15 protein-coding genes are annotated in these 18,487 nt (G+C 63.0%); 3 read left to right on the top strand and 12 right to left on the bottom strand.

What is annotated here, in order from left to right; all coding sequences use genetic code 11:
• Positions 1 to 311 precede the first annotated feature (311 nt).
• The 4 genes from LB557_RS06295 to LB557_RS06280 all read right to left on the bottom strand — a co-directional run bounded on the left by LB557_RS06295 (position 312) and on the right by LB557_RS06280 (position 4,629).
• Positions 312 to 1,226 carry an ArdC family protein gene (locus LB557_RS06295; RefSeq protein ID WP_224643189.1) on the bottom strand — a complete coding sequence of 305 codons (915 nt, stop codon included), beginning with the start codon at positions 1,224 to 1,226 and terminating at the stop codon, positions 312 to 314.
• A gap of 222 nt (positions 1,227 to 1,448) precedes the next feature.
• Positions 1,449 to 1,634, bottom strand: a complete 186-nt coding sequence (locus LB557_RS06290; RefSeq protein WP_140620436.1) for a hypothetical protein — start codon at positions 1,632 to 1,634, stop codon at positions 1,449 to 1,451.
• A gap of 561 nt (positions 1,635 to 2,195) precedes the next feature.
• The gene (locus tag LB557_RS06285) at positions 2,196 to 2,783 is read right to left on the bottom strand and encodes a hypothetical protein (RefSeq protein WP_140620438.1); all 588 of its coding nucleotides are present in this window, start codon (positions 2,781 to 2,783) and stop codon (positions 2,196 to 2,198) included.
• Between the two features lie 961 nt (positions 2,784 to 3,744).
• Positions 3,745 to 4,629: a DUF3991 and toprim domain-containing protein gene (locus tag LB557_RS06280; protein WP_140716091.1), complete on the bottom strand. Its 885-nt coding sequence runs from the start codon at positions 4,627 to 4,629 to the stop codon at positions 3,745 to 3,747.
• A 522-nt stretch (positions 4,630 to 5,151) separates the two neighbouring features.
• On the opposite strand from LB557_RS06280, the gene LB557_RS06275 reads away from it, so the two are divergent.
• On the top strand, positions 5,152 to 5,628 hold the full coding sequence (locus tag LB557_RS06275) for a hypothetical protein (RefSeq protein WP_140620442.1): 477 nt from the start codon (positions 5,152 to 5,154) through the stop codon (positions 5,626 to 5,628).
• Positions 5,629 to 6,067: 439 nt separating this feature from the next.
• Here the strand turns inward: LB557_RS06275 and LB557_RS06270 are convergent, their stop codons facing one another.
• Positions 6,068 to 8,278, bottom strand: a complete 2,211-nt coding sequence (locus tag LB557_RS06270; protein WP_140661270.1) for a putative bifunctional diguanylate cyclase/phosphodiesterase — start codon at positions 8,276 to 8,278, stop codon at positions 6,068 to 6,070.
• 419 nt (positions 8,279 to 8,697) lie between these two features.
• Between LB557_RS06270 and ligD the strand changes: the two genes are divergently transcribed.
• Positions 8,698 to 10,470: a DNA ligase D gene (ligD, locus tag LB557_RS06265; RefSeq protein ID WP_224643188.1), complete on the top strand. Its 1,773-nt coding sequence runs from the start codon at positions 8,698 to 8,700 to the stop codon at positions 10,468 to 10,470.
• Between the two features lie 390 nt (positions 10,471 to 10,860).
• A complete protein-coding gene (locus tag LB557_RS06260) occupies positions 10,861 to 11,202 on the top strand; it encodes a response regulator (RefSeq protein ID WP_224643187.1) in 342 nt (113 codons plus the stop codon).
• A gap of 47 nt (positions 11,203 to 11,249) precedes the next feature.
• On the opposite strand, the gene LB557_RS06255 is transcribed toward LB557_RS06260, so the two are convergent.
• The 7 genes from LB557_RS06255 to iolE all read right to left on the bottom strand — a co-directional run bounded on the left by LB557_RS06255 (position 11,250) and on the right by iolE (position 18,375).
• The gene (locus tag LB557_RS06255; protein ID WP_140620450.1) at positions 11,250 to 12,188 is read right to left on the bottom strand and encodes a sugar phosphate isomerase/epimerase family protein; all 939 of its coding nucleotides are present in this window, start codon (positions 12,186 to 12,188) and stop codon (positions 11,250 to 11,252) included.
• A 24-nt stretch (positions 12,189 to 12,212) separates the two neighbouring features.
• Positions 12,213 to 13,205 (bottom strand): inositol 2-dehydrogenase, encoded by a 993-nt coding sequence (gene iolG / locus LB557_RS06250; RefSeq protein ID WP_140620452.1) that lies wholly within the window; start codon positions 13,203 to 13,205, stop codon positions 12,213 to 12,215.
• A 97-nt stretch (positions 13,206 to 13,302) separates the two neighbouring features.
• A complete protein-coding gene (locus LB557_RS06245) occupies positions 13,303 to 14,121 on the bottom strand; it encodes a carbohydrate ABC transporter permease (protein WP_224713029.1) in 819 nt (272 codons plus the stop codon).
• Positions 14,118 to 15,026 carry a carbohydrate ABC transporter permease gene (locus tag LB557_RS06240; protein ID WP_224643185.1) on the bottom strand — a complete coding sequence of 303 codons (909 nt, stop codon included), beginning with the start codon at positions 15,024 to 15,026 and terminating at the stop codon, positions 14,118 to 14,120. Before LB557_RS06240 ends, LB557_RS06245 begins: the two co-directional genes overlap by 4 nt.
• Positions 15,026 to 16,345, bottom strand: coding sequence for an extracellular solute-binding protein (locus tag LB557_RS06235; protein WP_181174557.1), 1,320 nt, complete (start codon positions 16,343 to 16,345; stop codon positions 15,026 to 15,028). The genes LB557_RS06240 and LB557_RS06235 overlap by 1 nt, the downstream gene beginning before the upstream one ends.
• Before the next feature lies 1 nt (position 16,346).
• Entirely contained in the window at positions 16,347 to 17,438 is a 1,092-nt protein-coding gene (locus LB557_RS06230; RefSeq protein ID WP_224643184.1) for an ABC transporter ATP-binding protein, read from the bottom strand.
• Between the two features lie 28 nt (positions 17,439 to 17,466).
• Complete coding sequence (gene iolE, locus LB557_RS06225; protein WP_140620461.1) at positions 17,467 to 18,375, bottom strand: myo-inosose-2 dehydratase; 909 nt, start codon at positions 18,373 to 18,375, stop codon at positions 17,467 to 17,469.
• Positions 18,376 to 18,487 lie beyond the last annotated feature (112 nt).

Here is an 18,487-nt window from a genome sequence, read left to right as displayed (position 1 = left end):
CGAGTGGAAGGCAGCGCAGCGCCGAGCTTCTTGGCGCGCGAGGAAGCCGCGCGCAGCACGGCGGGGAAGAAGGTCGGCATGGCTGTTGCGGGATCGAAGTCGGGCTGCGCAGCAGCTGGACGCGGTGTGAGATACGCCACCAAGAAAGGCCGTAGTGGACGCTCCTCTGGTAACTGCGTGGAGCAGAGGACCCTCGGCGAGGCCAAAACCACCGCTGGCGATGCTATGTCCAATATCCAGGCGCGATCCTGAGGCCCGGCAAGTGTGACCGTGATAATGCGGGTATCTCGGAGGGGCCGCGAAGCGATGGCTCAGTCCGGTGGCATTGAGGGCGCGGGCTGAAGATCGTGCAGGAAGGCGACGGCTCGCTGTGCATGACCGGCAGCGGAAAAGATCGCCCGCTTGTCGCTGGCAAGGACCTGAAGCCAGGAGGCGAGATAGCTCGCGTGATCCGGCCGCGGCTCGAGTTCCGGCGCGATGCCCAGATCCGCGCAAAGGAAGCAGCTGCCAAGTTCGGCAATGAGCTCCTCCCGCGCCCGCTCGCTGCGATCCTTGGCATACCGGCTGAGGTCGCGGTTCACCCGTTGCGGCGCCGATGTCCAATGTGTGGCCTCGTGGCTGAGCGTCGCGACATAGGCCGCCGCATCGCGGAAGGCTTGGAGCGGCGGCATCTGGATATGGTCGGTCGCAGGCGAAAAGTAAGCGCGATCGCCGCCGTGTCGGATGACCGCACCGGTGTTGGCAAAGAAGCGGTCGGCGTGAACGATATGCTCGACCGGCTCACGAACCGGCTCAACCCGCTCATAAAGCTGGTCGGGCAGACCCTCGATCTGGCCGGCGTTGAAGACGCTGTAGGTTTTGAGAAACGGGATCTCGCGGTCGAACTCCTCGCCCGAGGCGTCGATTTGCGTCTTGGTGAGGCGGCCTGCGAAGACCACCAGGGTGCCCGACTCTCCCTTGCGCACCGCCCCGCCGAGCTCGAGCGCCTGCTTGAAGGTCATCCACATCGGGCTGGATAAGCCCCGCGCGATTGCCTCTGACCACAGCAACAACACGTTCATGCCGTTGTAGGGCATGCCGTTATGCCGTACCGGTCGGGTCACCCGACCGACGGCGGTGGCGCAGTGCCATGGCTGCATCCAGGGGCGGACGCCCCTCTCGAGATCGGCGACAATCCGATCGGTGATCCGCGCATAGATGTCGACGCGCGGCCCTTTTCTGCTCATCTCTCTGAACCTCTGGTTTTGGAGGCCGCGCCGATCGCGGCCCCGTCACGGTCCGCCGGTGGCGAAGGAAGACGGGCAGCGCACCCGCAGGGCCATAGCGCCAGCGAAGGACGGCGCAGCCGTTGCGCTGACTGTCTTGCTGCGCCAGGACCGCGGGAAAGACGGGGCGCGAAAGAGGCGGCGCTGGGCGCCGCCTCGATACGTCTCGCAAGAAGGGTCGGCTCAGCGAATCGCACGGCCGCCCCGGTAGGGATCGTATTCGCAGAGGATTTCGACCTCTGCGTCATCGAGCTCGTCGGCGGGCAGGATGCCGAATTCGGCGTCGACCTGGAAGAGAACGACTGGGGCCATGAGGGTGCGGGCGAGATGCCAGGCGGCCTTCTGGGCAAGAGTGAGATCGTGCGACATCTGAGGGCTCCATCTTGGAGCGGGCCAATCCCCGCTCAATGGCTGCGTCGGGGTGCGGCGGCGGGCGCGATCATCGCGAGGCGACAGCCGAGCGGCCGCAGCTTGCTAGCGGACCCCTTGCGGGTTGATCGTGGAAGACCGCGCCGCACCAGGAAAGCCATCACGAAAGAGCGGGATTGGATTGCTCAAGTCCGGGCCGGCAGTGCTCGGTCGCATCCGATGTCACTGGCCTGAAGGCGGCTCCATGGATCGGCAGCGTGACCGCGGCGGCCATTCTGTCGGACATTTGGCGCGGCCGGGCGACCTGCCGGACCCAAGCTGAGCAGCGTTGGAATTGCGGCGGCAACGTGATCTCTCAACGGCTGTGTAGTGCCTGGCCCATCTTTATCGATCCTTGAGGCAAATCCGCATGCGCCACCAACACTCGAGCCAACGGGTCGCCCTAGGAACATCCGTTGAGTTGGCGGGTCCCGGGTTCAGTAGACCTCCCCCGCCGAGGCAGGCGGGAGAAGTTGGGGCGCGGCAAGCGAAGAGCGGGGCAGAGCCCCGCCCTGAAGGCGCCTACCCGAGAGCTGCCATCTGCAGCTCGGCCGCCTTGCGGTCGACTGTGGGGCCAGAGTTCTCGACCGACCGCTCGAAAGGCTTCCAGACCTCGCCAACAACGTGCTCATAGGCGATGATGGCCCCCTCGGCGGCCATGCGCAAAGCGTGGGCCTGGAGTGCCATGTCCGCAGCGAACTCGCGCTGGCGCTGGGCGGCGCTGTCGAAACCAACGGGACCACCGACATCTTCGTCCCGATCGTCACAGGCGGACTTGGCGGTTGCGTCGCGAGCTTGGGAGACCGCTCGGCTGTAGAACTGGCCGGCGCCGTAGGCGGACCCGACGAAGGCCCCGACGACGCGCTGCAGGTGGATCTGCATGGCGCGCTCGCCAAGCCCCTCGTCCAGCGCTGCTGCGGTGTCGACGATCAGCTTTTCGTGCAGGTCGCGGATGCCGTCGCTGTCGAGGACAGGCAGGCCGAAGCTCTCGGAAACGAGAGAGCACTGCGCGGCATCGGGGCAGGCGAACCGCACCATCTGCAAGGTGGTTGCCTTGCGCAGCGGCACCACGCGAGCGGTAGAGCGAGGATTGGCAGCTTTCTTGATCATGACACATCCTTTCTTCGGTTTCCGAAGCGCAGACCGGCTCCGTGCCGGCCCGCCCTCGGGCGCGGACCCACAGAACCGGCCGAGCGGCGTTCGCTTCAAGGTCCGGGTGGACCGAGGCGAGCAGGGCAGGTTTGCGGCCAAGCAGGGCTCCTTCCCAGCCGTCGCGCGGGACGCGGGGCTGCTATGCCGAGACTGGATCGCTCCGGCCGCCGCGCGGCGCGGAACGCGGCCTTGAAGTGAACGACCGCCGGTTCAGGACCGCTTCAAGCCCGGGGAGGACCGGCACGGGCCTAGTTATCGAAACGGAAAGGGAAGGACAGGCGCTCAAGACCATGTGCCTGACCAGCGGGCTGGACCTGTCCCATCGTGCCGCGAGCACCCTTACCAAGACGGTGCCGGTGTGCTTGCCGGATGCGGTATCGCCGGCAGCGCGCCAGGTCTCGCGCGAACAACTGCATCGCTCCACCTGCTCGCAGATATCCCCGCCTCGCCCTGCAGGTCGACAACTGTTGGCGATTGCTTGTCCGCCGCGCCAGCTAGCCGCGGCAACGCGTCAATCTCCGGCTGCCGCTCCGCCAGGAAGGGTGTGAACGGGCCCCGCAACTCCGCCTCGACGGCGCGGCTACGAGACGCTTTGGTCACCCAATCGGATAGCCAAGCTCCAAGAGCCATGCTTGGCGGCTGCGCGACGCGGGGCCGATATGAACGAGTTCGACATAGTCGCCGGGCCGGTCGAAGACCCGCACCGATCTCGGGGCGCTCGATGGCGGTGGAGCGCAGAGCTGGGCCTGGCGAGCAAGTGCGGCGGACCCGGATCGCGACCACTCCGCGGCTCATGGCCGGCTTCATGCAGGCACATCCCCTATGGCTCACCATCTTCTTCAGCCCTTCCGGACAGCTTCCTGCGGCTGCCACCGCGACCGGAGGGGTCAAGACCGCTCCTCCCCATCCTTTTGCGCCTTCATGTCAGGTCGGCATTCCAGTCGTCTAATTCTGGGCGCAGCCGCTCGGCGCTGCATCCGATCGCCTCGGCGAGCGCTAGAACCCTGCCGGCATAGATCTCGCCCTGGGCATTGTTGTCGGTGGCGGCGACGAGTTGGACACCTGCCCTGACAGCAAGCGCGTGGATCGCTGCGTGCGTACCCGGCGACCAGCCACCGGCCGTGCTGAGGTACAGAGTGTCGGGACGAAGCTGTTCCAGCGCAGCGAGACTTAGGGCGTCGATGGCCGCCTCGGTGACGCAGAGGCGGGACGCCTCCGGGCGGCCGAAGCGGAACAGTACCTTGGCACCGGCGGTGGCAAAGCCGCGCCAGTGCAGTCCACGTTCTTCCCAGCCGGTGACGGAGCCATCTGCATCAGTGTGCGCCGCCCACATGCTGCCATGCGGCCCCTCGCGCAGGAGACCGGCCATAACCGCGGCGCGCAGAATCGGCTCGGGGAGATGGCGACCGTCTCGCAGGTAGCGCCAAGTCGCCGATCCGAGCCATGGCTTGCGCCGGGCCTGCCAGCGAGCCGCTATCGACAGTTCGGGCTGCCGCTGACGGAAGCTGCGCTGCCACACCGGCGCGGTAACCGCGATACCAACGAGGTCCGCGACTTCGTTGATCGCCGTGACGAAGGGAATGCCCTCGAGATGCTCAAGCAGCCCGAAGACATCTCCCTTGGCATCCGAGAGCGGGTCGAACCAGCCCTTGCCCTCGTGGATAACAATGATTATTGATGCGTCGCGGCGATATTTCATCGCCTTGCGCGTGCTTTCCTTGAGATCGAGGGCGAAGCCCGCGTGCTCAAGCACGGCGGCGCAGGGCACCTTGTCCTTCAGCTCTTCAAGCTTTACTTTTTCCATCTTCGCTCGCGCACCTTGTCGCGCTCCCTGTTTCGAGTCCGCCCAATATTCTCTGGACAGGGACCGGAGGCCGCGAAGAGCAAGGCAGGCAAGGGCGCGGGCGTGATGCGCATTTGTGCCGGGTTTGCGAGGCAGACGAGACCGCGGCGCCGCTTCCCTTGCCGGGCGCAGCACGCAAGCGGCAGCGATGACCAATGATTTCGGCAGCACTTCTCGTCAGCAACGCACACAGTGTGGATATGTCCGTTTTCGTCGAGGCGCGATCCGTGGCTCCTGGAGCGGTCACCTTGGCGCAGCGCGGCAACCCGGCCGCTGCCGGTGCCGGCCGGCAGCGCTACCTGTAACTGGCGCGCGCCATTAGGCCCCGACGCGGGTGCCCGGCATATTCTTGATTCCTAATGGAACAAAGAGCGCCAAGTCAGATTTGAAAAGGTCCGCTGGCTTTGGAGCCGCGGGTGGCGGCCCTCCGCCAGGCCGGCCTGCGCTGTCAGGCGCAGGCCACACGACGACAGGATTACACCCATGAAACGTCTCCCCCTTTTTCTGCTCAGTTTGGGCGCCATGATGATCCCCACAACACTGCTGGGTGCGGCGCAATGGGAGGGCTTTGGCATCAAGCATCTCGGGTTCGTATTCGACGTTCCCCCGGGGTTTGTACTTGCCCAACGCACCGATCAAGGGGCAGCCTTCGAAGGCCGACACAAAGCATTTCTTGCCGTCTGGGGGGCGCAACTCGGCAAGGCAAGCTTTCGCACCGAGATCGAGCATCGCATTGCCGTGAACGAGAACGACGGCTGGAAGGTGACCTATAAGCGAGTGACGCCGCAATGGGCCAGCTATTCAGGAGTGAAGGAGGGCCAGATCCTTTATGTCCGGGCTATCAAGATTTGCCGGAACAGAGCTGCATTGTTTACCGTCAACTATGCTCGCACCGAGAAGGTCCCTTATGATCCGCTTATCATTCGCATGGTCAAATCACTGAAGGTCCAGGGCTGCTGAGGGTCGGTTACATGGCGGCCAGCCGAATTGCGTTTTTAGAGACAGGCGGCTCGCTCTGTGTCGAACCATGCAGAACGTCAGCAACCTCGTTGTCCCGTCGCCAATGCGCAGCACCGACTCCTCGGCCGCTCCTCAAGTTCAACGGATCGGCTACGCGCTGCCAGCGGCGTCCAGCGAGGTCGGTCACCTCGGGCTCGCCAGCGGCCAACTGATGCAAGGGGCAGCCGTAGGAGCGTCAGCCCTTGCGGCGCCGCAGGCGCGACGCGGGACCGACTGCAACGACGAGACCGGTTAAAAGGGTAGCCTAAGGAGCGTCAGCATGGCGCCGCCGCAGGCGGGACGCGGGACAGACTACCCCCGGCCAGGAGTGCCGTATCGATTGCCGGAACGCTGCGCTGCGCGTTGGTCAGCCTTCTATGGCTCGGCCCGGCTGGGCTTCCTATGCAGAGGCGCGCGCTGACACGACCCCGAGAAGCTCTTGAAGCTCCCCCTTGGGCAGTGGCCTCGACAGTAGAAAGCCTTGGAGCTGGTCACAGCCGAGCTCGCGCAGGTAATCGCATTGGCTTTCGGTCTCGACCCCTTCGGCAGTTGTACTAAGTCCCGTCGCACGGGCCAGGTTGATAATCGCCTGAACGATGGCCTCGTCACCGTTGGAACGACCAAAGCCCTGCACGAAGCTTCGGTCGATCTTGATCCTGTCGACTTCCAGCGTCTGCAGTCTTCCCAAGGAGGAGAAGCCGGTGCCGAAATCGTCGAGTGCAAAGCGCACCCCGATGCTGCGCAGAGCCTCGATGTTGTTTCGGCATTCGCTCCGGCGCTCCGACAGAGCGCTTTCGGTAACTTCGATTTCGAGCCGCCGCGGGTCCATGTGCGTCTCCAACAAGATACTGGTCACCCGCATGGCGAAACTGGGATTATTCAGCTGCAGGGCCGACACATTCACCGCCAAGGTCTCGATGGGCCAGTCCGCCGCGTCAAGGCACGCCTGCCTGAGAACCAGTTCGCCAAGCTTTTCAATCAGACCGGTTTCCTCCGATAGCGGTATGAACAAATCCGGTGCAACCCAGCCCCGCTCCGGATCAGACCAGCGGGCCAGCGCTTCGACACCCGTCATCCGGTTTGTGTCAGCGTCGTATAGGGGCTGATAGTGGACCTGGATCCGACCGGTTGCATCCAGCGCGTTGCGCAGGTCTTGTTCCATGCCTTTGCGCATCGCCAGCGTCCGATCCATCTCATGCCCAAAGAAGGCGTAGCTGCTGCGGCCCCCCGCTTTGGCATGGTAGAGCGCCACGTCGGCTTTCCGCACCAACTCGACCGTGTCCAACCCGTCCTTGGGTGCAACCGCCACGCCGACACTCACGCCGACAAAGACTTGGATCCCGGCGACCTGAAACGGCCGACGGGCGGACTCGATCAAGTGCTCGCACAGCGCCTTGACCTCATCCTCGCCGCCGACCGAACGCTGAATGATGACGAATTCATCGCCGCTCAGACGCGCCACCGTGTCTCCTTCAGTCGTCAGCCGCCTTAGCCGGTCGGCGAATTCCCTGAGCAATTCGTCACCCGCTGGATGGCCAAAGCTGTCGTTGACCTGCTTGAAGCGGTCGAGGTCGAGGTAAAGAACCGCGAGCTGCTCGCCCGTCGACGGCAGGCGCGCCAATGCATCTGCCAGACGCTCGTTGAACTGACCGCGATTGGGCAGCGCGGTAAGCAGATCGTTATGAGCGAGGTGGTAGATCCGATCCTCGGTTTCGATCAGCTTTAGTGTCCGCCTGCGAAAGCCGACGAGGGCCATGATGACGCCCGCCAGCACCAGGCCGAACAAGGGGACGAGAACGGGCACGAGTTGAAAGAGGACAAATGCTCCGGGCCGGTACGGCCGCCAAACGAAGAAGCCGATAGTTCCAGATCGGTCGACAACGGGATAGGAAGCCTCTCCGGACGCAAGCTTATCGGCCCAGGAGAACCGCGCGCCATCGAGCAGATAGTCTTGGCGCAAGGCGGTGAGAAAACTGCCGTCGAGATAGCGAACGGCCACATGCAGGAATTCCTGGCCTGGCACCTGCGCGATGCGGCCACTGTCGGAAACCACGGGCTTGATGCTGACGACCGCGGGATGGCCGGCGACAACGGCCAGATCGGAGGCGCCTATGGTGAGCACCTGTTCCGTCACACCTTCGGTATCGCCTCGTTTCAACCTTGCCCTCAAAGTCTGGACCAGGGGCGTGGTGGTCGCGCGTATGGCGCGGTAGCTGCCCGGGTCAGCTGTCGACCCATCGGTGAACGCGTAGACCGGCGCATCATTGGCATCGAGAATATAAGCCTGGTCGTGACCGAAATAGGTGTGCATCCAGCTGCCGAGATTGGTATCGAGCCATTTCGCATCGCCGCTGCGCAGTGCGTTGACCGCGTCGTCCCAAACCGTGACGCTCTCCTGGTCGTGCGCTACTGCGCTCTCCAGCTTGGACGTGATCAGTCCAACCAGACTTTTCTGCCGCGCCGCGGCAACGTGGTCAGTCTGGATCGTGGACCAAAGCAATAGACCTGTCGCGGCTGCTGCAATGAGCAGTGTCAGCCCAATGACGGGCAAAGCCGTTCGCATCAGGAAGAGACGACCGGTCGGTTCGGCAAAATGTCGCAGCAGTTTCATGAGATCGCTATAAGCGATGAACACTTCTGGACCGTTAAAAGGCCCTGCGCGACAAGGGGCCGCGCGTGCCCTGCCCGGCAGGCTTGTTCGGGGTCGCTACATCGCCGCGGAGCCGACGCGCCAGTCCGGCGACGAATAGGATGAAAACCGGCGAGAGCTGGACGAGGCGGCGGCAGCCACGGCATCTGAGACCACAACGTCAACAGCTTTTCAGATCAACTGATCCGCTTCTGGGATGGTCTACCAGGACCTATCGCACGGTACAAAGCGCCTTGGGTTAAACTGTGAGGATAGGGATAGACGCGCGACGTGTCTGTCAGCAGGCACATCGCCATCCCGGATATATGCAATTTCGCTAAAATTATCGGAACTCATCGCGGTCCCACGTTTTGACTCCGATTCCAGGAGTTCGCGTGCGCATGAGCAAGACCGAATACCGCCTGTCATTCATCGAGTTCCAATCGCCAACGCTGGTCGAGAAAGCTCCTGACGGCGGCAGCTGGTTTCACGAGATCAAGTATGACGGCTACCGGACCCAACTCATTGTGGAGGGTGCAACAGCGCGAGCCTTCACGCGCCGGGGTTACGATTGGTCACATCGGTATAAGCGAATCGTTGAGACCGCCGCGAGCCTACCGGCAAAGTCCGCGATCATTGATGGCGAGGCTGTCGTTCTTGGCGAGACCGGGCTCCCTGACTACCAGGCCTTGGAACGGGAGCTAGGCAATCCGGCCTCGCCGAGGCTCATCTTCTATGCGTTCGACCTGCTTCATCTCAACGGCAGCGATCTTCGGCAGCAGCCGCTTTTGAAGCGCAAGGCGGCCTTGGAGAAGCTGCTCATGGGTTCAGCGCCGACGCTAACCTATGCAGAACATCTCGAGGTGAGCGGCATGGATATGTTCGCCCACGCCTGCCGTATGGGCTTGGAAGGCATAGTGTCAAAGCTTGCCGATTCCCCCTATCGCTCCGGCGTTCAGACAAGCTGGGTCAAGGTCAAATGCATCAAGAGCGACACCTTTCCTGTCGTGGCTTTCGTCGAGAAGCTTGGCGCTCAACCGCGCCGGATCGCCTCGCTCTACATCGGCAGGCGTGAAGGCGACCGGCTGCTTTATGCCGGCAAAGCCCAGAGCGGCTACAGCTTGAGCATCGCGCGACAGCTCCGGGAGCGACTGGACTCGCTGATTGTCGACAAGCCGCCATTGTCGGAGCCGATCGACAAGCCCAAGGCCACCTGGGTTAGGCCGGACGTTCTGGCCGAGGTGCAGTTCAGCGGCGTCACCGACCGCGGCATCTTGCGCGAAGCAGTATTCAAAGGCCTTCGCGAAGATCTCGTCACGATGCCCGCAAAGCCGCTCGCCCCGTCGAAGCGGCGGAACAGGGCCGAGGGAGACGCAGTTCCCCGTGAGAACGTTCTTCAGCTGCTGCCGGACGCGATCTCGCCTTCCAAAGAAGCCCTTATGCACTACTGGGGACAGGTTGCCGAGCAAGCGCTGGTCCATCTCGGCCACCGACCACTGAAGCTGGTCCGCCACGCGCGCGGGACCACGTTCTATCACAAGGGTCCCTTGCCCGATGTGCCGGGCGCCGTGCATCAGCTGCGCGTCCAGAAGCGCGAGGGTGGGGAGGGCGTGCGGGTGTGGGTGGATGATCTCGCCGGTTTACTCGGGCTGGTCGAGATGGATGCTATCGAACTTCATCCGTGGAACGCCACCATCGACGACATCGAGCGGGCCGACCGCGTCGTGCTGGACCTCGACCCTGGCGAGGGCGTCGAGTGGGAGCAGGTGATCGAAGCGGCGCTGGCGCTACGTGACATCCTAGAGGCTTCAGGTCTGAAGAGTTGGGCCAAGGTCACCGGTGGCAAGGGCATCCATTTGATGGCCCCTCTTGAGACAAAGATGACCCACGACAACGCCCGGCAACTCGCCAAATCGCTTGCCCGGTGCCTCGCTGATGCTCATCCCCACCGCTACCTCCTGTCTGCTGCCCCGGCGGCAAGAACGGGACGTATTTTCATCGATTACCTTCGCAACGGGAGAGGCAACACGGCCGTGGGCGCGTTCTCTCCACGAGCACGCCTCGGATTTCCCATCGCACACCCTGTGACATGGGGCCAGGTTGAACGGGGGGTGCGTCCAGACGCCTTCACCATGGATCACCCGTTCAAGGCAGTCATCAGGAAAGCAGCCTGAGGTGAAGCCAGTGCGGCGTGCTTTGGCAGTGCTGTCCAATTTTGCTGCCCTTGCCGCCTCGATTCCGGCGGTAAGGGATCGTGCCGCTTCGGTCACGCATGAGGTCGCCGGGAGCCGAGCACTGCCGGAGCGGCCTCAACGCGGCAATTGTCATTGGCCCGATCCGCGCGCCTGCAAGGCTGGTGCAAGCGATCCCCTGCCGGAGCGGTCGGCGATTACTCCCGACGTGCATTGGCCCGATGGCTTCCGCAGCCGCGCTCGGCTGGAAACGACCATCATCTTCCTTGTCTGCGACTGGATACCACCATTTGTTATGGGGGGCATACGGGAAAAATGGCAACCAAAGACTGTGCAGAACTCGATTAGCCAACCCCTGCCTGCCTGATACGGATGCCTTCGGAAAAACCCGTCGTCCTCATCCTGGAAGATGAGGCCCTTATCGCTTTCGATATCGAGGCCGCGCTGAATGACGGTGGCTTCAACGCGGTTGTGCTGGCGTCATGTGCGGAAGGTGAAACCTTTTTGGCGGCAGCCCGACCAGACGCCGCCGTGCTGGATGTCTCGTTGAAGGACGGAGAATGCTCCGCCTTGGCAAAGACGCTCGTAGCTCGCGGCGTGCCGTTCGTTGTCCACACCGGCAGTGACCCCGTGGCCCAGGATGACGTATTCAGTCGCGGCATTGCGTTCGGCAAGCCATCCAACCCGGGCTGCCATCGCGGTCAGCTCCAATGACGGGGGCGCGCCCGATGCGCTTGCAGCCAACTTCGCCAAGTCGCCGATTAAGACAGGTTGATTGCGACGTTGCGCAGCAGCGCAACGGATTTTCGCATACCTTCCATCGGGGTCAGCATCATGTCCTCGTGCTCAATTGACAAGACGTCGTCGTAGCCAACCTGCTTGAGCGCGGTACAGAACTGCCGCCACCAGGTCTCACCGTGACCGTATCCTAGTGTGATGTAATTCCACGCTCGTTCGGCATAGAGGTGTGGTGGGCGCGGGTCCAGCGTGCCGTCGATGGCTGCGACGATGGGCTCGACCCGGGTATCCTTGGCGTGGACATAGTAGATGGCCGAGCCGAGCGTGCGAATGCCGGCAATCGGATCCGCCCCCATCCACAGCGGGTGACTGGGATCATAGTTGGCCCCGACCGTCTCTCCGACAGCGTCACGCAGCTTGAACAATGTCTGGACATTGTACACGGCCTGATGGCCATGCAGTTCCAGGCATAGCTTGTGAATGCCAAGGTTCTTTGAAAACGCCACGAGGTCGCGCCAGTAGGGAATGATCCGCTCCTCCCACTGATAGCGCTGGATCTTGAGGCATTCCGGCGGCCAATCGGTGATGATCCAGTTCGGGTTGGCGTCGCCCGGTCCGCCCGGCAAGCCTGACATCATGACGACACGGTCGATCTCCATCAGGCCGGCCAAGCGAATGGTGTCCTGTGTCACACCATGATGGAGTTTCCCCTGGGGGCCCGGGTGCAGTGGGTTGCCCGAGCAATTGAGCGCTGCAATCGTCAGCCCGTGATCCCGGATCTTGGCGACGAACTCCTTGCGCGCGGCAGCGCTCGCGAGCATGGCTTGCAGGTCGATATGGGGCGCCGACGACCAGTTTCCGCACGCGAACTCCAATGTCTGAAGCCCAAGCTCGGCGGAGGCGGCTAACATCTCGTCGAATGAGAGGTCGCCGAGGCTGTCCGTAATCATGCCGATCTTCATCGGAAGCTCCTCATTTCGGTTGATCTAAAACCTGACGGTCTCGAACCGGCCCGACTTGGCGGAGGCAAGCGCTGCCTCGCATAGGATCATCGCTTTGCGGCCGTCGCTTGCCGTGACGTCAGGCCGTCGCCCCGTTTCAACGCAGGTAATGAAATGATCGATCTCGGCCGCGTAGGACTCGGCATAGCGCTCGACGAAGAAGTAGTAGGGCTTGTCGCGCGATATCGCCTTTGCGCCTGACATTTCGACCGATGTCGGCACCCTGTTGCCGGCCCTCAGCATCCCGTCCGCGCCATGCACCTCGACGCGCTGGTCGTAGCCGTAGGCGGCCCTGACGCTGTTATTGATGTGACATTGCCGGCCCGACGCCGTGCGCAGCACGAACATCGCGGTATCGTAGTCCCCCAGCTTGGCATATTGCGGCGCGACAAGCGACGACCCGGTCGCGAAGAGCTCGACCGGCTCCTCGCCCAACAGGTTTCGTGCCATGTCGAAGTCGTGAATGGTCATCTCCCGGAAGACCCCCCCTCCTCCCGCCAGCGCTTCCTCGGTTTCCGGCTCCGGATCCCGGCTGGTGATGATGACCTGTTCGACGGCACCGATCTCGCCTTGCGCAAGTCGCGCCTTCAGCGCCCGAAAGCTCGGGTCGAACCGACGGTTGAATCCGATCTGAAAGGGCACAGCTGACTTCTCGACAGCCGCCAGACATTGATCGGTGCGCTGGAGATCGAGATCGATCGGCTTTTCACAGAAGATCGCCTTGCCGCTGGCGGCCGCGGCCATGGCCAGGTCGGCATGCGTTCTCGTCGCCGAAGCAATGAACACCATGCCGATTGATGGGTCGTTCATCACAGTCTGGGTGTCGGCGATCTCGGCCCCTGTCAGGGCCGAAACCTTCGATGCAGCCTCGGGGTTCGGATCGACGATGTAGCGCAGGCGCACGCGGGGGTGGCGCGCGAGGTTGGCCGCATGTACCTGGCCGATAAGGCCCGCTCCGAACAGACAGACATCGATCATCTCTTTGATTTTCCTAAAAGGCAGCATGGTGCCGGGGCGGCCGTCAGCCTGGCCGGGACAGCGACTGATTGACGTGAGCGGCTGCCCAGCCGGGTCGTCATTTCACGGCTCCCATGGTGAGTCCGCGAACCAGGTGGCGCTGCATCAGCAGCGCGAAGACGACGATCGGCAACGCGCCGATAACGCCGGCGGCCGACATCGAGGCCCAGTCGGTGTCGATGCGGCCGATCAGCGTGGCGGTGCCGCGCGGCATCGTCATCGCGCGGGGCGTGGCCGTCAGCGCCAGAGCGAACAGGAATTCGTTGAAAGTGACAAGCACGGCAAAGATGGCGGTCGCCGCGAGGCCGGGAGCTGCCAGCGGCAGCGTGATGCGCCGGAACGCTCCGAAGCGGGAATCGCCATCGACCATGGCGGCTTCCTCGAGATCCACGGGGATCTCCCGAAAGAAGCACTCCATCATCCAGACGCAGAAAGTGATGTTGAAGGCGGTGTAGGTGGCGATCAAACCCAACCAGCTGTCGAGCAGGCCGAGCTTGAGCATCAGCAGATAGACCGGGATCAGGATCACGACCGGGGGCACGATGCGCAGCGTCAGCAGGAACAGCCCGACCTTGCGCTCCATCATGAAAGGCAGGCGGAAGCGGGCGATCGCATAGGCGCCAAGGGTGCCGCCGAGCAAGGCGATCGTCACGGAGAAGAACGTCACCACCAGCGAGTTGGTCAGATAGGCGCCGAACTGCTTATCGGTGAACAACCTGATATAATTGTCCAGCGTCGGACCGTGTGGATAGAGTGTGCCTTCCTGGGTGATCTCGCGATTGGACTTAAGCGATGTCGAGACAAGCCAGTAGACGGGCAAGAGCACGATGGCCAATACGGCACTCATCAACCCGATCCGCGCCAGACGATTGTTCATGACGCATCGACCCTGCGCAGAAGCCGCACGGCGCTCAGGGCCAGCGCAAGCACGACGAGCCCGATAGTGACGAACAGCGCGGCCGCATAGCCCGTCTGCTGGAATTTGAAGGCGGTGTCGTAGCCATAGATCGAAACCAGCCGCGTCGCCTCGCCCGGCCCGCCCCGGGTGAGCACGAACACCTGGTCGAACGTGCCGAAGGCGTCAATCGTTCGCAGCACGATGGCGATCGCCAGCACGGGCCGCATCATAGGAAAGGTAAGATCGGCAAACACCCGCCACGCGCCAGCGCCGTCGACGCGAGCGGCCTCGAAGGGTTCATGCGGCAGCGACTGCAGGCCGGCCAAAAGAATCAGGAACATCAGCGGCGTCCATTCCCAGACGTCGAGCACGACAAGGCCGATGAACGCCTTGACGGGATCTCCGAGAATTTGCACCTGGCCGCCGCCCATCCACTCGGAGACTGCCGTCAGCATGCCCGCGTCGCTGGCATAGATCAGCCGGAAGACGATGGCGACCACGACCGGCGTTATCACCATCGGGATAATCAGGATGGTTCTCAGCAGGCGAATGCCGCGAAATTCGCGCAGGCAAAACAGCGCCAGGGCAAAGCCCAGAATTGCCTCGAAGGTGACCGCCAGGGCGACGAATTTGACCGTCACCAAAAGCGAATTCAAAAACTGGGGATCGCTCCACAGTTTTATATAGTTCCCCATGCCGGCATCGGCGACCACCGAGCCATAACGATAGGCCTTGGTGCTGGCGCGCAGGCCGTCCCACAAGGGATAGACGAGCACGCCGAGCACGATCAGCACGCCTGGCGCGAGCATGAGATAAGGGAGGGCAAGGTCGAACCCCGCCCCCTGCAGACGGTACTTGCGGTTCTGCGCCCCGCGATTTGGCATCAGTAATAGCCGACTGACGACAGGTAATCCTTGACCTGCTTGGCGGCGGTGTCCAATGCGGCCCCGCCTCCCGAGCCAGCCTGCAGCGCCTTGTTGAGCTCGATGCCGAGCAGTTCCTCAACCTTGGCCCAATCTGGCGTGCGCGGCCTCGGCAGCGCGCCAGCGTCGAGCTGCTGCAAGGCGACGGGGATCAGCCGGTTGCCGGGCTTGGCGACGCCGAAGGCGCTCCGCTTGACCGGGATGGAACCTGCTTCGGACAGCTTGGCCTGGACGTCGGCGCTGACATACCATTTCAGGAACTCGATCGAGTTGGCTTTGTTGGGCGCCGATTTCGGAATGCCGGCAATGAAGATGCCCATCTGAGCGATCGCCGCCGTCTGTTTCGGCACTACGCCGAAATCGAGCTTGCCAGCCACCTTTGTCTGCGTTGGATCGTCGGCCTTCAGCGCATTGCCGGAGTATTGGATGATTGCACCTGCTTCGCCGCCGAGGATCGCCGCGCCTTCCTGGTCCGAGTCGAACTCGACGACACCGCTTGGCGCGTTTTGCTTCATGGTGCCGACGAAGAATTCGGCCGAGGCTTTGCCTTGGGCGGAATTGAAGACCGGGTTCCACTTGTCGTCGAAGAAGGAACCGCCAAACGACAGAAAGACCGGGTACCAGCTGGTCACGATCGGATTGCCTGATACGCCGCGGAAGACGACCGGATATTTGATCTTGCCCGCCGCCACGCCTGCCTTGCCTTTGGCGATGACCTCGTCCCAGGTTTTCGGCGCACCGCCTGTGTAGACATCGTTGCGGTAAGTCAGCGTCTGCAGATCGCCGACGAACGGCACGCAGATGAGCGCCGGCGCGGCGGTTTCAAAACCCTTCACGCGCGGGCCTTTCTGAGGCGGCCAGTAGCCCATGTCGATCATCGAGCCGATCCAGTCCTTGTCGCCGCCATCGATGCCGGCCCCTCCAAGATCCTCGAGCACATTGGCGGCGCCGAACTGCGGCACCCATGGATCGTCGAGAAGATAGAGGTCGTACTGGCCGGCGCTGTTCTTGGCGTCGGCGAACCACTTCTCGAGCGTTACGCCGTATTCATCCTCGAGGAATTCGATGTCGAAGCCAGCATCCTTGGCCAGTGGGATGATCTTCTGTTTGAACGGCGTCAGGCCGCCATCGGCGAAGGCGCCAATGATCACCTTCTTGCCAGCGGCGCTCGCCGGGACAGGCAGGCCGAGGGCGGTAAGGGCCGTCGTGGCAAGTGCAAGGCCAATTCCCCCCTTGAGCACGGAACGGCGAGTAAGTCTGCTAATGCTGGACTGCGTCATTTCACTCTCCATCACTGTTGACCCTGTGGACGGCCGTCAGGCCGGCGGAATTGAAGAAGCATGCATTCGACACATCGAAAGTGAGCCCGATGTTGGCGCCCACCGCCCCCCGGAAGTCGCGGCCGGCACGAACCGAGACATTGCCGCTGCCGATGCGGACATTGACCAAGGTCTCGTTGCCCATCGGTTCGACGACATAGATCTCGCCGGGTAGAGCGGCCCGCGTGCCGGGTGCTGCAACACTCATGTCTTCGGGCCGCAGCCCGATCTCGACCGCCCGGGAAGCGCGGCATGTCGCCAGCCGGGGCGCCTGTATCGGAACCATTACTCCGCCGACTGCGATGCATTGTTCAGCAAGCGCGACCGGCAGAATGTTCATCGGCGGGTTGCCGACGAAGGTGGCAACGAAACGGTTGGCCGGGCGGTCGTAGATATCGGCCGGCGGCGCCATCTGCTGCAGTTCACCGGCGTGCATGACCGCGACGAAGTCGGCCATGGTCAAGGCCTCGACCTGATCGTGCGTGACGTAGAGGGTTGTTGCGCCAAGCCGCTGGCAAAGCCGCTTGATCTCGCCGCGCATGGTCAGGCGCAGGCGTGCGTCAAGGTTCGACAGCGGCTCGTCCATCAGGAATGCGGCCGGATCGCGAACGATGGCCCGCGCAAGCGCCACGCGCTGCCTCTGCCCGCCCGAAAGCTGGCGCGGCCGGCGATCGAGCAGGTGGCCGATCTCAAGGACCGCGGCGACCTCGTCAATCTTGGCGCGGCGCGAGGCATCCGGCATGCCGCGAATCCATAGAGGATAGCCGATGTTCTCAGCGACGGTCATCTGCGGATAGAGCGCATAGCTCTGGAAGACCATGGCGATGTCGCGGTCGCGCGGCTGCAGCCGGGTTACGTCACGCTCACCGATGAAGAGCTTGCCGGCGCTCGGCATGTCGAGACCGGCAAGGATGCGCAACGCCGTCGTCTTGCCGCAACCCGAAGGACCGAGCAGGGCCAGGAACATGTGGTCGGGGACTGCGAGGTCAAGCGAGCGCAAGACGTTCAGCGCGCCGTAGTTCTTGACCACACTTTGGTACAGGACAGAACTCATTGCCGCTACCCAGCGCGCCCTAAGCGTATCAGTTCTCCCGTTCCTCGACCTCGAAACCGGCTCTGAGGGCCAGGTCGTGCAGGTTGCGATAGCCCATCGTCGCATAGGTAAGGGGATGGGCCTTACTCGGATCCTGTTCGGCCTCGACCACCAGCCAGCCGGCATAGCCATTGTCAGCCAGCACCCCTAAAAGCGTCGGATAGTCGATGGACCCATCGCCGGGCACGGTGAAGATGCCTTCCATCACCGCGCCCATGAAACTCATATCCAGGGCGCGAGCGCGCTTCAGCACATCGGGCCGCACATCCTTGCAATGCACGTGAACGACGCGACCGATGTGATGCCGCAGCAACGTCTCGGCATCGCCGCCGGAAAACAGGCAATGGCCGGTGTCATAGAGGAGGCCAACGGCTTGCCCTGAACCGGCCATCAGCCTGCCGATCTCGTGATCCGTCTCGACGATTGTCCCCATGTGGTGGTGAAAGGCCATGCCAACGCCAAAATCGGCGAACCGTTCAGCCAGTCGCGTTATCTTCTTGCCGTAGGATCTCCACTCGTCGTCGGCGAGCTTGGGACGCTGCGAGATCGGATCGTGAATGGCGCCATGGCGGCCACGCGACGTATCGGCGTAGACGACGTGCTTGGCGCCGAGGTCGCGCAGCAGCGTCAGATGCGGCAGGATGGCGTCGAATTCCTCCTCGACCTCCTTTTCGCAGATCCGGCCATCGTACCAGCCGGAGACCAGTCTAAGACCATGGGTCGCGAGAGCCACGGCGAGGTCCTTGCTGGCACGCGGGAACTTGCCGCCGAGTTCCGTTCCCGCGTAGCCGGCTTCGGCCGTTTCGGAAAGGCAGACCTCGAGTGGGGTATCCCCGCCCAGCTCGGGCACGTCGTCATTGCTCCAGGTAATCGGATTTATGCCTATGCAGACAGCCATCATCGTTCCTCATCGGACAGGCCGGGCCATTTGCTGGCGGTGCCTCATCAAAACCAATCAGGTCGATGAAGGCGTCGGCTCGTGGTGTCTGGGCCCGTTGTTCCCTCTTCCT

Source organism: Mesorhizobium sp. BR115XR7A (assembly GCF_020165315.1).
GTDB lineage: Bacteria > Pseudomonadota > Alphaproteobacteria > Rhizobiales > Rhizobiaceae > Mesorhizobium > Mesorhizobium australicum.
The sequence above is the reverse complement of the archived record's forward strand: the minus strand, read 5'-3'. Positions and strand labels throughout refer to the sequence as shown.